We start from the raw sequence: 14,925 nt of genomic DNA, 5'->3' as shown, positions 1-14,925 counted from the left end.
AGATCCTCCACCCGCACCCGCCGCCACCTCCGCAACTCGTTGCATGCTGGCGGCGTACAGACCCGGCCGCGGCGTCGTGCTGTATGCGCCGGGCACGCACGCCTCGCTCCCGCCCGTTAGGCTACGGCCATGCCCCATCTTGCCATGATTGCGCTCTCTGGTGTTCGAGTGCGCGAGAGCGAGATGATCGCCCTGGGCATGGCTCTTCCCGGTCTGCACTCACGCGGCCAGGCGATCGCCGCGCTCCCCGCGCTCGGGCTGCTCACCCTCGCGGGAATGACGCCGGACCGATGGACCATCTCGTACCACGATGCGCCGGTGGTACACGAACAACTTGTCGCCGCCGTGCTCGCGGAACGCCCCGCCCTCGCCGCGATCTCCGCCCTGACCGCCTCGATCACCGAGGCGTACGCGCTCGCGGATGCCCTCCGCGGCGAGGGAATCCGGGTCGTCATCGGCGGTCTTCACGCCTCGATGTGCCCGGAAGAGGCCTCCGCTCACGCCGACGCGGTGGTCGTCGGCGACGGCGAGTCGTCGTGGCTCGAGGTGCTCCGCGATGCCGAGTCGGGGTCGCTCCGCCCGGTCTACCGCCCGACCCGGCCGTTCGATCTCGCCCAATCGCCGATCCCTCGATACGACCTGCTTGGTCCGCGGGAGCGTCCGCGGTTCACGCTCCAGACCGCGCGCGGCTGCCCTCTCGCGTGCGAGTTCTGCGGCGCGAGCCGGTTGCTCGGGCCGTTTCGCGAGAAGCCCGCCGCGTGCATCGAGCGGGAACTCGATGCGATCCGATCGAGGGTGCGCCGGCCGGTGCTCGAACTGGCGGACGACAACACGTTCGCCGGCCGGCGGGACGCCGGCGAGCTGCTGGGCGTGCTGGAGCGATCCGGCGTGAGGTACTTCACCGAGGCGGACTGGCGGATCGGCGAGCGGCCGGAGATCCTCGACCGGCTTGCGGCATCGGGATGCGTCCAGGTGCTTGTCGGCGTGGAGTCGATCGTCTCCCGGTTCGTGGGGCTCGGCGCCAAAGCGGCTCCGCTGCCAAGGGTGATGGAGGCGGTGCAGCGGATCCAGGACCACGGCGTGGCGGTGATCGCGTGCTTTGTCGTCGGCGGAGCGGGGGAGGACCTGGACTCGATCGGCGCGCTCGCCGAGTTCCTCGCCGCAGCGCCCTTCGCCGACGTCCAGCTCACGCTCGCAACGCCCTTCCCGGGCACGCCGATGCGGCACGCCCTGGAGCGCCGCGGCCGGTTGCTGGGGGACCGCGGCTGGGAGTCCTACACGCTCTTTGACGCCACGTTCCAGCCCGAGCGGCTGTCCGTCGAGCAACTCGAATCCGCGTTCAGATCGCTCGTTCAGACGACCTTCGGTCCCGAGCCGACGAAGCGCCGCCTCGGGATTCGGCAGTCCGTGTGGGCCCGGCGTTCGGAGGCTCCGGTGTGAACATCCGCACGCTCCTTCGCTACCTCGTCGGTTCACGCGAAGCGATCATGGAGATTGCCTCGACGCGCTGGTCGCTGGCCGTCGGAGCCATGTTCGTGCTCTCGGCAAGCCTGGCCCGCAACTACGACGGCGCCTACCTGCCCGCCGAGTGGACGGTGCTCTTGCACGGCCTTGCCGCGTCGATCGGCAATTCCCTGGTGCTCTTTGGATTCGTCTGGCTCGTTGTTCGGCTGTGGAAAGGACAAGTGCCGGGGTTTCTGCACGGGTACCTCTGCTTTCTTGGGCTCTTCTGGATGACCGCTCCTATGGCGTGGCTCTACGCCGTGCCGTATGAGAGATTCCTGACGCCTGTGCAGGCGATCAAGGCCAACGCCTGGACCCTCGCCTTCGTTTCCCTTTGGCGGGTGGTCCTGATGACCCGGGTCCTTGCGGTGCTGTTTGCGGCTCCGCCGTTTCTTGTTCTCTGCCTGATGCTGCCCCTTGCGGACGCGATCGTGCTGGCGGCCGCCGTGTACATGCCCGCGCCGCTCGTAGACATCATGGGCGGGATGCAGCACACGCCGGAGGACGGCTTGCTTGCGTCGCTGAACGTTTGGGTGCAAGTCGTGGCCGTCTACTCTGGACCGGTGTGGATCATCGCCGGGATCATCGGAGTCTCATCTCTTCGCGGCTCATGGCAGGAACCCCCGCGGCGGGTCGCTGCTGCACCAAGGGGCTTGCTCGTACTCGGGGCTCTCTCCATCATCGCATGGGCCCCGGCCCTGGCCGTCACGCAGCCCGAGCAAGGGCGTCGATACCTGGTCGAATCGCTACTTTGCGGGGGAAGAGTTGCCGAGGGCCTTGCCGCACTCTCCGCCTCCAGGCGGACCGACTTCCCACCGGTCTGGGACATCCCTCCGCGTATCGGTTTCGCCGAGCCGGCTCCGGGCCTCCTCGAAGTGCAGGCCGCTATGTCGGCGAGCCAACCCGCGGCGTGGGTTCGGGAGATCTACGTACACAAGGCGTGGCGCGCGGCGATGCGATACGCGACGCTCCAGCCCGTGGACGACAACATCGATAGGAACATCGAGTTCCTGTGCAAATCGCCTTACCTGCCCCAGGCGACCTTTCCCAGGGCGGGTCTGTCCTTTATTATCGCCCATGATGACCGGCTGTCAGCCGAGCAGCGCGGCCTTCTGATCGCGCTCGAAGCATCACTTCCCGCGGAGTCGTACGACGAGTAAAACCGTGCCGTAGGCCGCGCCGTGTTCGGTACGGACGCTGCACCGGGCCGGAGCGCCGATGATGAAGCCCGCGACTCTCCTTCGCTATCTCCTCGGCTCACGCGAAGCGATCATGGAGATTGCCTCGACGCGCTGGTCGTTGGCCATCGGAGCCATGTTCGTGCTCTCGGCGGGCCTGGCTCGCAACTACGACGGCGCCTACCTGCCCGCCGAGCCGACCGTGCTCCTGCGGGGGTTCGCCGCCTCGGTCGGCAACTCGCTGCTCCTGTACTCGCTCATCTGGGGAATCGTGGCGCTCACCAAGCGAGGCGTGCCGAAGTTCTTAGACGGCTACCTGTCGTTCCTCGGGCTCTTCTGGATGACCGCTCCCCTGGCGTGGCTGTACGCCGTGCCATACGAGCGGTTCCTGACGCCCGTTGATGCGATCGAGGCCAATGCCTGGACACTCGCCTTCGTCTCCCTCTGGCGGGTGGCGCTCATGGTCTGGGTGCTGACCGTGATCTTCGCGGCGAGGCTGGTACCTGTGCTCCTCGTCGTGCTGTGTGTGGCCAACGCCGCGCTGCTGGCCGCCGCCATCGCCATGCCGGGGCCAATCGTCGACATGATGGGCGGGATGCAGTACTCGCCGGAGGATGTACTGCTCGCTGAAATCCGGACCATGGTCCACACCCTCTCGTTTTTCGCCGCCCCGGTCCTCTTCATCGCGGCGGCGATCAGCCTGGCCTGGTTCCGCGGAGCCTGGCAGGTACAGATGCAGAGCCCGCTCCGCCCCCCGCGGGGACTGCTGATCCTCGCGGCGGTCTCTGTCATTGTCTGGCTCCCGGTGCTGGAGCTGGTCCAACCCGAACAGCACCACCGCCACACGGTCGAGACTCTCTTTCGCGCCGGCAGCGTCGCCGAAGCGATCGCCGAGATGTCCCGCCACGATCGCCGCGACTTCCCGCCGGTGTGGGAAGCGCCGCCGCGTGCAGCCTACGCCGAGCCGGGTCCGCCCCTGCAGGAGGTGCTTGCCGTCGTTTCTTCCGCGCCAACTCCCGAGTGGGTCCGCGGCCTCTACCTGCGAAAGGCCTGGATACAGCTCGCGGGCATCCCATCGATCACTGACGCAGCCGATGCCGGCGCCGTCATCGAGCGGGCGTGCTCGGACTACGCGGCGAACGCGAGCAAAAACCCCGGGCAGGTCCTTGCGCTGCGCCGCTGGGTCGCGGCCAACGATCCCCACCTCACACCCGGGCAGCGCGAGGCACTCGAAGGCTCTGAGCGCTAGTACCCGTACCGCCGCGGCCGGTACCGCTCGTATGGCCGCAGGAAGTACACCGATGTCTGCGGCTGCGACGGGTAGAACACATACCAGCTGTCGGTGATCGACGGGCCCGGCGACTGCGGCCACTCCTGCGAGGCCAGCAGCGGCCCGGTCGCTCCCTCGCGTACCGCCAGCGCGCCGTCGCGCCTCGACGCGTCCTCGTACGAGTACTCATCGACCTCGGGCACCGCCTCGGGGGCCAGCACGATCGCGCCCGCCGCGAAGCCCTGCCCCGCCACCGCGGGCCGGCGGGACCGCTCGGGCACGTCGCACGCCGCGAGCAAAGCGCCCGCCAGCGCCACCGTTCCAATCTGGATCATGCGAGCCGCCATCCTTGAGGAATCTACAGCGCCCGCCGCCAAGCGGTAGCCCAACGCACCGGATTCGCCGCGTTTCCTGGTGTTCCCACGTCCGAGAAACCGCCGGGACGCCCGTGTTTCGCAGTTACCGCGCCAGCAGCCGCCGGTACCGCGCCAGGGCCATCACCGGGAAGTAGTGCCGGTAGTAGTGATACCGCAGGTAGAACACCCGCGGGAACCCCGTCCCGGTAAACCAGTGCTCGTTCCACCCCCCGGCGCGATCCGCGACGTGGTCGTCCCCCGCCAGGTCACGCGACCCCGGATCGATCGCTCCCGGGTCGGCCATCAGTGCGGGCTCGTACGGCCGCTTGGCGCACGCCAACTGGTGGTCGCACAGCCAAGCCACGGCCCGCTCCACCGCCCGGTCCGTCGGCTCCACGACAAACAGCAGCGCCATGATCGCCCACGCCGTCTGCGAGGCGGTGCTCGCGCCGCGCCCCGGCGGAGCGCGCATCGAGTCCGCATCGTCGAGGTAGGTGTTGGCGGATTCGCCAAACCCGCCGTCGTCATTCTGCACACTCCGGAGCCACTCCACCGCCTTCACCAGCGCCGGGTGGTCGCGCGGCACACCGGCGAACGTCAGCCCGCCGAGCGCCTGCCACGTGCCGTAGATGTAGTTCACCCCCCAACGGCCCCACCAGCACCCCTCCGGCCGCTGATGACCCAGGTCGTATCGGATCGCGTTCTGGATCACCTCGCTGTCGCGCGGCACGCCGCAGGTGATCAGCGCCTCCAGCACGCGCCCCGTGATGTCGGCGCAACTGGGGTCCTGCATCGCGTTGTGGTCCGCGAAGGGGACCTTCTCCATCCACGGCCGGTCCTTGGTCCGGTCAAACGCCGCCCATCCGCCGTCGTCGTTCTGCATCGCGACCAGCCACGTGCACGCCTTGCGGGCGGCCTCGCGGTTCGCCTCCCCACCCGCGCGCCACAAGGCCTTGGCCACCATCGCTGTGTCGTCCACATCCGGGTACCAGTCGTTGCGGTACTCAAACGCCCAGGCGCACGCGTCGACACCGAGCCGGATCCCCCGGTGCTCGGACCGCAGGTTCCGCGCCCAGTCCCCGTTCATCCGCACCTGCCGCTCCAGCAGCCACCGGCAGCACGCGGCAACCTGCGGGCTGTTCGCCGCGGTCAGCCCCGCCTCCGTCAACGCGTACAGCGCGATCCCCGTGTCCCACACCGGCGAGAAGCACGGCTGCAGGCGGACATGGTCCAGCCGCGGATCAGCGTGCGGCGCCTCGATCATGAACGCGTCCAGTTCCGCCTCGGCCGTGCGGATCACGGGGTGATCCCGCCCGTAGCCAAGTGCCCGGAAGGCGATCTGCACGTACACCATCGGGGGGAAGATCGCCCCGAGCCCCTCGGTCGTCCCCGGGTCCATCCGCTCACGGATCCACCGCTCCGCCGCCTTGATCCCTCGCGACTTGAACGGCATCAGCCCCGCCTTGTCCGCCGCCTTCACCAGCCGGTCGACGACGAGGAAGGTGTTGGTCCATGAGACCGGCTCGTCCCGATCCCACGGCTTGTTCAGCCGCCGCACCGCGCCCAGGTCCACGAACAGTTCGTCGATCCGCTGCTCCGGCCGCAAGGCCCGCGCGGGCCGCAGCGCGGTGCACAGCGCGAGCGGCAGGATCATCGTCCGCGTCCACGCGCTCACCTTGTCCATGTGGAACGGGAACCACCGCGGCAGCAGCGCGATCTGCGGCGGGATCGCCGGGCACGCGTCCCACGACACCTGCCCCAGGCACGCGAGGTAGAACATCGAGAAGGTGTTGATCCCCTCGGCCCCGCCCATTTCCAGGATGCGCTCCCGCGCCCGCGCCATGTGCGGCTCGTCCGTCGCATCACCCATCAGCTTGAGCGCGAAATACCCCTTGACGCACGCCGAGAGGTCCGCGGGCGAACCCGGGTACTGCCCCCACGTCCCGTCGCTCCGCTGCGACAGCCGCAGGTGGTTGGCGATCCGCTCGAGCGTCCGCCGGTCCGCCTTCACCCCAGCCCCCGGCGCATCGTTCTCCTGCCCGAGGATCCACTTCATCAGCAGGTACTCGCTGGAGAGGATCGAGTCCCCTTCCAGTTCGGCGCACCAGTGGCCGGACCAGGTCGCGGCCCCGGGATCGTTCTCCGCCGCCCCCCACGGCCGCGCGGTCCTCTGCTTGGCGAGCAACGACGCGACCGCAAGGTCCAGCGCCCCCGCCGCGCGACGCCGCAGTGAGTCCCGCCCCGGATCAACCGTTGCGCCCCAACCGTGCGCGGTCAGCACACCAGCTACGGATCCACCCCCGGCGGACGGCAACGACTCGGCGAACGACGCGGTCTGCATGTGATGAGAATCCGTTTCAGACGGCCGCTTCCGCCCGGTGATCTCGCTGGGCGCGCGGCAAGGGTGGAGGCTACGAGGCCCGATCGCCCGCGGCAATTCCACGGCCGCCAGGCCCACAAACCAGCGAACTCACATCGGCACGCCGCCTTCCGCTCTTCCAATCCCCGCAGTCTCGTTCAGCACCCCCTCCAGGCGGTCCACAAACCGGTTCAGACTCAGTGAATCCGATGCCCCGGAGGCCGCCGCCGTCGCCCCGCCAATCCACTCGTCACTCCCGACATGGGCCAGCGCGTCGGCCCACGACCTGGCATCCGTTCCGCCGGCCACCAGCCCGGCCCCCGCCATCCCAACACCCCCGAGCACGTCCGCCGCGCCCGTCCCTGGGGCCGCGATCACCGGCCGCCCAAGCCGGACCGCATCGGCCGCGAACCGCCCGAACGACCCGGCCCAGAACACCCCCCCATGGGGCACCATCGGCGACAGAGCCACATCCGCCCCCAGCAGCAAGGGGGTCGGATCCTCCGCCCGGCCCAGGATCTGCACCGACCCATCCACATCCGCCCGGCACGCCGCGGTGTGCACCGCGACCGCGTCGCGGGCCAGCACCACCAGCCGCGGTCCGCGATCCCCCAGCAGCCGCAGCCCCTCCAGCATGTTGGTCAACTGCGGATCATCGTGCACCACCGGCCAGGGGATCGAGACTAGCACGATCTGCACCCCCGGCCCAATCCCCATCGCGGTCCGCATCCTCGACCGGATCCTGCCCGCCTCCTCCGCCGACGACGGCTCCAACAGGCTCGCAGTCCCCACGTGCACAACCCGCGACGCCAGCCCGGGAAACGACCGCATCAGGTCCGCCGCCGCCCCCGGCCCCGACACCAGCGCCCGCCCGACCCCTGCCGACCGCCCCGCCGACCGCTCGCACCACAGCGAAGCCGGCAACCCGATGTGCCTGGCCATCTTCATGCCGATCCGCAGCCACCCCGCCTGCCTCCGCACGGACGCAAACCACGCCCACGCGCTGAAGTCCGTCGGCATCCACACCTCCGCGCCGACCAGGTGCGAGCACGACAGCATCACCCGCGGCGACACCTCGTGCCGGCGCGACCGCACAAACCGGACAAACCTCGCGGCGCTCCGGTGAGGGTTGTCCTCCAGCGGACGCATCGCAACGACCCCCGCGGCGCCCGCCAGGATCGAATCGTCGTCGATCGAGTCCGCCGCGACGTGCACCTCGTGCCCCCGCGACGCCAGCGACCGAACGATCGCTCCCACCAGCGGCCCATCCGCCCACGGCCGCCACGAAATCATGCCCGCGGCGACGAGGATCCTCATGGCGCCGCCGGCCCGTCGGCATCCGCGCCCTGCTCGTCCCTCTCGGCGTCCACGCCGGCCTCATCCATCGCGACGGGCCTCAGCGGCGTGCACAGCGCGATCAGCACGTACAGCACAGCGCTCGTCTGCTGGTTGATGTGAATGGAGTCCGTGATGCCCGCGATGCACAGGCCCAGCAGCGCAAACGCCGGACCCGCTTCATAGCCGCACCACCGCGGGTAACTGTGCCTCGCCGTGCCCCGCAGCCGCCGCCACTCCCCCAGCCCGATCAGCACGATCGACGTCCCGGCGATCGCTAGCCCCACAGCGCCCAGCGTCACCATGATCTGCATCGGCGTGTTGTGCGCGTGGGCGTGCACCCCGTCGACGGCCGGATCCAGCCCGTGCGCCGCCGCGTCCTGTTCCCCAAACTTCCGGAACCCGCCGATCCCCACGCCCACCAGCGGCCGCTGCTGCACCGCGTGCCACCCCACCTCGAACATGTAGATCCGCTTGCCGGTGTCCGTGGTGTAGTCGCCGTGCTCCAGCGCCGCCCGCACCTCCGCCACGCCCGTGCTGAACCGCCGCTCCAGCGCCGGCCCCATGGCCTTCCACGCCCCAAGCCCCAGCAGCAGGGCCCCGCACGCCGCGAGCGGGATCACCCCAAGCAGTTTCCGCCGGTCCTCCACGCGGCTGATCGCGAACAGCACGAACACCACCGCCAGCGCCATCGCCGCGAGCCACGCCCCGCGAGACCCCGTCAGCGCAATCCCCGCCGCGGATGCGAGCACCCCGGTAAGCCCCAGCATCCGCGTCCGCGCCGGCCCCAGGAACGCCGCGGGCAGATGCATCCCCAGAGCCGCCACCAGCAACGACCCCCCCACCACCGGCTGCCACCACGCCGAGTGCCGATCAACGTCCCTCGACCACGTCAATCGTCGCACCAGCCAGCCGATCCCATCCCACGACCCGACTCCCGCGGCGGACAGGAACTGCACGATGTTCGCCGCGAACGCACCGGCGATCAGGCACCGCACCATCAGCCCGCGCCGCTCCATCGCCGGCCACAGGCACGGGATGAGGACCGCGAACCGCAGCGTCCCGAAGTCGTCCAACCCCTGCGTGCGGTCGAGCGTCCAGGCCATCGCCACCCCGCACCACGCGATCCACGCCATCAGCCACTTGCTCGACGCCTGCTCACCCAGCCGGTTCGCCATCGGCCAGGTCCAGCGGATGCGGATCAGCGTGCACACCACCGCCGGCGCCAGCGCCCACTCCACCATCGAGGCCGGCCCCATCACCATCAGGCAACTCGCCGCCGCGCACGCCCACTGAAACCGCAGCCCCCGGGTGTCATTCTCCCGCTGCCACGCAAACAGCCGGTCCACCTCGACCGCCTTGCGGGTCGCCTTGGGCTCCTCAGGCGCCCGCGGGGCGGGGGCGGAGCGGGGACCGAGGGCGCCAGGAAGACTCATGGGCTCATGATCCGCCCGGCGACCGGAATGGGCAAACCGGGCTTGACACCCATCAGTTGGTATGTTATGGTATTGTTTGGAGTTTGTGTCACAGTCCTGTCTCAATGAGCGAACCGCCAGCACCGTACGCCGAAGACAGTGGTACAAGGATGGGTTCCCAGGGCTCGCCTGGGGGAAAACGGGGGTATTGGAGTGGGTGCGATGTCTGATATTGCTCGCGTGCTCCGGTTGGCGGCGTGGCGGCTCTGGGCGACCTCGTTCGTCCACTCGCTCGTCCTGCTTCTCGCCGTGGCGGTCGGCGCGTTGATCGCCCTCCGGCTGACCCAGCGCGCGGTGGTCTTCGAGGTTCCGTGGTGGACCGTCGCCGGCTGGTCCGGCGTCGGCGTTCTGGTCGGCGCCGTCGCGTGGTCCGTCTTCGCCCGGGCCGATCGCCAGGCCGTCGCCCGCCGCGTCGATGAGGGAGCCGACCTCCGCGAGACCCTGTCGACCGCCCTCTTCATCTCCCGCAACGACGATCCCTGGTCCCGCCTCGCCGTCGAATCCGCCGCCACCAAGGCCCGCGGCGTGAACGTCCGGCGCGCGGTCCCGATCGCACCGCCGCGGTTCTGGCCGGCGCCGCTGGCCCTGGGGCTGGCGCTGCTGGTCGTCTGGCTCACCGTGCCCAACCTCGACCTGTTCGGCCGGGCCAAGGGCATCGCCGCCGCCAAGGAGCAGCAGACCGCGATCATCGAGGCCAAGTTCCAGGCCGAGTCCGCCACCGCCAAGGTCGACGACATCATCGCCAAACTCGGCCTCGACAAGGACAAGGGGGACGACTCTGCCTCCGGCCGCCCCGAGGCAAAGTCCGCCGAGGAGATCCGGCGCGATGCGGCCAAGCGGCTCACTTCTCTGAAGGAACGGCTCGAGGCCCTCAAGAACAGCGAGAAGGGCCAGTCCCTCGACGCGATCCGCAAGGACCTCAAGCAACTGAGAACCCCCGGCGACGGCCACCTCTCCGAACTCGCCTCGCAACTCTCCAAGGGCAACTTCGATCAGGCCGCCGCCGAGCTGCAGAAGCTCGCCGAGAAGATGCAGTCCGGCCAGCTCAGCGAGGACCAGAAGGCCAAGCTCGCCGCGCAGATGAAGTCGCTCCAGGAGCAACTCGCGAAACTCGCCCAGGAGAAGAAGGAACTCGAGGACGCGCTGGAGAAAGCCGGCCTCGACAAGAACCTCGCCTCCAACCCCGAGGCCCTGAAGAAAGCCCTCGAAGAGGCCCAGAACCTCACCGAGGAGCAGAAACAGGCCCTCGAGGAGATGGCCAAGGCCCAGCAGCAGGCCGCGGGCATGTGCCAGTCCATGTCCGACTCCATGGGCCAGATGGCCCAGGGCATGGGCAAGGAGGGCCTCTCCAAGGACGGCATGGAGGGGCTCGAGGGGATGATGAACGAGATGGCCCAGCTCGAGCAGATGGCCCAGGAAATGGCGATGGCCGACGCCGCGATGCAGGAGTGCGACGGCTCCCTCGCCGAACTCGCCGGCTTCAGCGATTGCGACAACCCCGGCATGGGCGAGTGCGCCGACGGCCTCGCCGACAAGATGGGCACCAAGCCCTGGGAAGAGGGCTGGAACGAGAACACGGGGTGGGGGCAGGGCGGGCCTGGCCGCAGCATGGGCGGCGGCAACATCGGCGAGGAAGAGGACGAGACCAAGTTCACCAAGGAGAAGGCCCGCACCCGCAACCAGGGCGGACCGATCATCTCCAGCCGCCTCGTCCAAGGTGACCAGGTCAAGGGCGAGTCCCACGCCGAGTTCGCCGCGGCGGTCGAGACCGCCGAGCGCAGCGCCACCGAGGCCATCGAGGGCAACCTCGTCCCCCGCGAATACCAGGACACTGTCAAGCACTACTTCGGACGCCTCGCCGCCAAGGCCAAGGCCGAGGAAATCAAGACTCCCTCCTCGACCCCGGCTCCGGCCCCCGAAGCCGCGCCGAAGAAGTGAACTCCCCCCGCCGCAGCAGCCTGAACCGGCGTGAGTTCCTCACCGCCTCCGCCACGGCCATCGCCGCGGGCTCGCTGTGGTCCTGCCACCGCGCTCCGGCCGGCGGCCCTGGCGAGGTCATCCTCTATTCCAGCGCCGACCCCGAGGTCCTCTCGCTCATCGTCTCGCCCTTCGAGCGGGCGACCTCGATCAAGGTCCGCTCCGTCGGCGACACCGAGGCCACCAAGACCACCGGGCTTGTACAGCGCCTCATCGCCGAGAAGGGCTCGCCGCGGGCCGACGTCTGGTGGTCCAGCGAGGCGATGGGCACGGTGCAACTCTCGAACGCCGGAATCCTCGAGCCCTACCGCAGCGAGGCCAACGAGCGCGACTTCCCCGGCGCCGGCTGGCCGGCCGCGCTCCGCGGCCACGCCGGAAACTGGTACGGCTTTGCCAGCCGCGACCGCGTGATCGTCTACCACACCGGCCGGACCAGGCCCGGCGACATCGGGCCCGACCTCTTCGCCATCGCCTCCCCAGCGTTCAAGGGCCGCATCGGAATCGCCCGCCCCCAGTTCGGCACCACCCGCGGCCACGTCGCCGCCATCATGGCCCTCCACGGCGAGGAGACGCTGAGCCGACTCGGCGCCTCGCTGAAAGACAACGGCGTCCGCCTCTACGACGGCAACATGAGCGTGGTCCGCGCTGCCGCGGCGGGCGAGATCGACATCGGCTGGACCGACAGCGACGACGTCTTCGCCGGCCAGCGCAACGGCTGGCCGATCGACGCCGTGCCGGCGCACATCAACCTGGCAGGCGCTGACGCCGCCGCCACTCCTACCGGCGTCATGGCCACGCCCAACACCGCCGCGATCGTCCGCGCCGGCCCCAACCCCGCCAACGCCCGCCGCCTGCTCGATTTTCTCATCTCCGCGGCCGGCGAACGCCTCCTGGCCGAGAGCGACTCACACAACATCCCCGCACGCCCGGCGCTCGCGGCGGAGTTCGCGAAGTACTCCTTCGGCCCCCCGGCGCCCGTGCCGTGGGACAAGGCCGCCCAGTGCGCGGCGACCGCCATGGATGTCATGGACAAGTCGATCGGGCAATGACTGAGAAGGACTACACCCGCGGCGAACTCTCGCCGAGCTTCGCGATCGCCTCGCCGTACTGCTGCCGTAGGGGCTCGACGACCTCCTTGATGAACCGCTCCGTCTGCTCCACGCTGCGGCCGATGTACCTCATCGGGTCCATGAGACCCGACCAGTCGAGTTCGTTCTTCAGCGCCGGCGGGTGGAACGCGGGGTCGGCCTTCAGACGCTCGAGAAGATCGTTGTCGAGCCCCTCGTCCTTCACGCGGGCCCCCGCGGCCTGCGCGTGCACGCGGATCAGTTCGTGGTAGTGCTGCCGGTCCCCGCCCGCCTTCACGCACGCCATCAGGATGTTCTCGGTGGCCATGAACGGCAGCTCGGCCATCAGGTTCTTCCTAACCATCGCCTCGTGCACGATGAGCCCGCTCGCGACGTTGTGCATCAGGTCGAGCGCCCCGTCGAGCGCGAGGAAGGCCTCGGGGAGACTCAGGCGGCGGTTGGACGAGTCGTCGAGCGTGCGCTCTAGCCACTGGGTCGCCGCGGTGTCGTAGGCGTTGCCGACGAGGTTCATGACAAACCGCGTGAGCCCGCAGATGCGCTCGCAGCGCATGGGGTTGCGCTTGTAGGGCATGGCGGAGGAGCCGATCTGCTTGGTCTCGAAGGGTTCGTCGAGTTCCTTGCGGTTGCAGAGGAGGCGGATGTCGGTGGCGATCTTGTAGAGGACAGAGGCGAGCGTTGCAACATCGGAAAGCACAAGCGAATCGGTCAATCGCGGATATGTCTGTGTTGTCAGACTGAAGAGAAGCGGCTTCGAATCCAGCCGAGTCAGATGGGATCCCTCCAGGGCCCTCCAGATCTTCCGAACGAATGCCATCTCAAGTTCATCTACTCGCCGCGAATCCCCATCGCACAGCTCTAAGAATGAAGCCTGCGTGCCTGTCGCACCGCGCAATCCGCGAAGGTAAGCCCACGAGGCAGGACGAATCGGACAGCTGTACAGATCGTGTGCCCATTGCGCTGCCCGACGCCCGACGGTGAGGGGCTGTGCGGGTTGATAGTGCGTAAACCCCAGCGTGGGGATCTTTGCTGTATGACCCGCAAAGCACGCGAGTGACTGGATGAGCCGGATCTTCTTGATCCAAAGCAGCTGTGCACTTTCGAAGATGCACAATAAGTCAGCATTGCACACCACATCCTGGCTCGTCATCCCCAGGTGGATGATGCCCTTGGCCTTCGGGCACGAATCCCCCAGTGCGTGCACATGCGCCATCACGTCGTGCCGCAGGTCCCGCTCGTATTTCTCCGCGGCCTGCATCTCCGCATCCGTAATGCCGCCGGGCCGGTTCACCACCGCCCGCAGTTCCTCCACCTGCTCCTTCGTCACCGGCAGCCCAAGCTCGTGCTGGGCCTCGGCGACCGCCAGCCAGATCCGCCGCCACGTGTTGAACTTGTGCCTGGGGGACCACAGCCGCAGCATCTCCGGGCTGGCGTTCCGCTGTGCAAGAGGGCTGGTGTAGGTGTCGTACGGGGAGGTGGGTTGAGGCATCGCACAAGCCTACGGAACCGATCAGCCAGCCGCTGGGGTTCAAGCCGCGGGTCTCCGTGGTACGATGCCCACACCCGCACGGCCACGCGGATGCACGGACGCATGAAACCGCCACCCACCACACGAATGCCCTCCTCGCCCACTCCACCAACGCCCCCCTCCGGCTCGCCGCAGCCCCAGGGTCGGCGCTCCCACCTGCGCGTCCCCCCCTCCGTCGCGGCCCCGGCCACTCCCGCCACGCCCTCCATGGACGCCGGGACCGACGATGCCGAACTGGTCCGCCGCATCCAGACCGGCGAGCCCCGCGCCTGGTCCATCCTCCTGGGCCGGTACCAGGACCGCCTCTTCGCCACCTGCATCCGCATGGTCGGTGACCGCGATACCGCGGCCGACCTGACGCAGGACTCCATGGTCAAGATCATCCAGGGCATCGGCTCGTTCGACGGGCGGTCCAGCCCGGGCACCTGGCTCATCCGGGTGACCATGAACACCTGCCTCTCCTACCTCAGGTCCCAAAAACTGCGCCGGCACGCCCCGCTGGACGGCGGCGACGCCGAGGGAACAGGGTCGGATTTCGGTAGTATCACCCCCCGTCGCCCCGACGGCACCGAGGCCCGCAGGGAACCCGCCGGCTCCGAACGCGTCCAACGCAGTGAGGAGCACCAGCGACTCGCGGCGGCCCTGGCCTCTCTGGCCACGGAACACCGGGCAATCCTCGTCCTCCGCGACGTCAACGGCCTCGACTACGACCAGATCGCCCAAGCCCTGGGCGTGGCCGTAGGGACCGTCAAGAGCCGCCTCTTCCGGGCGCGCTTGGCCTTGCGAGAAGCCATCGAGAACCCCCCCCCCCCCCCCCCCCCCCCCCCCCCCCCCCCCCCCCCCCCCCCCCCCCCCCCAC

The 14,925-nt window shown here is 69.1% G+C and carries 11 protein-coding genes; 6 read left to right on the top strand and 5 right to left on the bottom strand.

Annotation, left to right across the window (positions count from 1 at the left end; translation table 11 throughout):
- The first annotated feature begins 129 nt into the window (after window positions 1–129).
- The 3 genes from KF745_11710 (at window position 130) to KF745_11700 (ending at window position 3,930) form a co-directional block, all read left to right on the top strand.
- Window positions 130–1,440: a B12-binding domain-containing radical SAM protein gene (locus tag KF745_11710; GenBank protein MBX3359078.1), complete on the top strand. Its 1,311-nt coding sequence runs from the start codon at window positions 130–132 to the stop codon at window positions 1,438–1,440.
- A complete protein-coding gene (locus tag KF745_11705; GenBank protein ID MBX3359077.1) occupies window positions 1,437–2,663 on the top strand; it encodes a hypothetical protein in 1,227 nt (408 codons plus the stop codon). The genes KF745_11710 and KF745_11705 overlap by 4 nt, the downstream gene beginning before the upstream one ends.
- Before the next feature lie 61 nt (window positions 2,664–2,724).
- Window positions 2,725–3,930, top strand: a complete 1,206-nt coding sequence (locus KF745_11700; protein ID MBX3359076.1) for a hypothetical protein — start codon at window positions 2,725–2,727, stop codon at window positions 3,928–3,930.
- Here KF745_11700 and KF745_11695 read toward each other — a convergent pair.
- The 4 genes from KF745_11695 to KF745_11680 all read right to left on the bottom strand — a co-directional run bounded on the left by KF745_11695 (window position 3,927) and on the right by KF745_11680 (window position 9,437).
- Window positions 3,927–4,286 (bottom strand): hypothetical protein, encoded by a 360-nt coding sequence (locus KF745_11695; GenBank protein ID MBX3359075.1) that lies wholly within the window; start codon window positions 4,284–4,286, stop codon window positions 3,927–3,929. The two genes, KF745_11700 and KF745_11695, sit on opposite strands and share 4 nt — an antisense overlap.
- Window positions 4,287–4,410: 124 nt before the next feature.
- The gene (shc, locus tag KF745_11690; GenBank protein ID MBX3359074.1) at window positions 4,411–6,648 is read right to left on the bottom strand and encodes a squalene--hopene cyclase; all 2,238 of its coding nucleotides are present in this window, start codon (window positions 6,646–6,648) and stop codon (window positions 4,411–4,413) included.
- A gap of 129 nt (window positions 6,649–6,777) precedes the next feature.
- Window positions 6,778–7,983 carry a glycosyltransferase family 4 protein gene (locus KF745_11685; protein ID MBX3359073.1) on the bottom strand — a complete coding sequence of 402 codons (1,206 nt, stop codon included), beginning with the start codon at window positions 7,981–7,983 and terminating at the stop codon, window positions 6,778–6,780.
- Window positions 7,980–9,437 carry an O-antigen ligase family protein gene (locus KF745_11680; protein ID MBX3359072.1) on the bottom strand — a complete coding sequence of 486 codons (1,458 nt, stop codon included), beginning with the start codon at window positions 9,435–9,437 and terminating at the stop codon, window positions 7,980–7,982. Before KF745_11680 ends, KF745_11685 begins: the two co-directional genes overlap by 4 nt.
- Window positions 9,438–9,638: 201 nt before the next feature.
- On the opposite strand from KF745_11680, the gene KF745_11675 reads away from it, so the two are divergent.
- A complete protein-coding gene (locus KF745_11675; GenBank protein MBX3359071.1) occupies window positions 9,639–11,414 on the top strand; it encodes a hypothetical protein in 1,776 nt (591 codons plus the stop codon).
- Window positions 11,411–12,502, top strand: a complete 1,092-nt coding sequence (locus KF745_11670) for an extracellular solute-binding protein (GenBank protein ID MBX3359070.1) — start codon at window positions 11,411–11,413, stop codon at window positions 12,500–12,502. The genes KF745_11675 and KF745_11670 overlap by 4 nt, the downstream gene beginning before the upstream one ends.
- Before the next feature lie 10 nt (window positions 12,503–12,512).
- Here KF745_11670 and KF745_11665 read toward each other — a convergent pair whose 3' ends face one another.
- Complete coding sequence (locus KF745_11665) at window positions 12,513–14,027, bottom strand: adenylosuccinate lyase (GenBank protein MBX3359069.1); 1,515 nt, start codon at window positions 14,025–14,027, stop codon at window positions 12,513–12,515.
- Between the two features lie 102 nt (window positions 14,028–14,129).
- Between KF745_11665 and KF745_11660 the strand changes: the two genes are divergently transcribed.
- Window positions 14,130–14,925: RNA polymerase sigma factor (locus KF745_11660; protein ID MBX3359068.1), on the top strand; the 796-nt coding region annotated here is incomplete at its 3' end.

Source organism: Phycisphaeraceae bacterium (assembly GCA_019636655.1).
Taxonomy (GTDB): domain Bacteria; phylum Planctomycetota; class Phycisphaerae; order Phycisphaerales; family UBA1924; genus JAHBXB01.
This window is presented reverse-complemented; position numbering and strand designations above follow the sequence as displayed.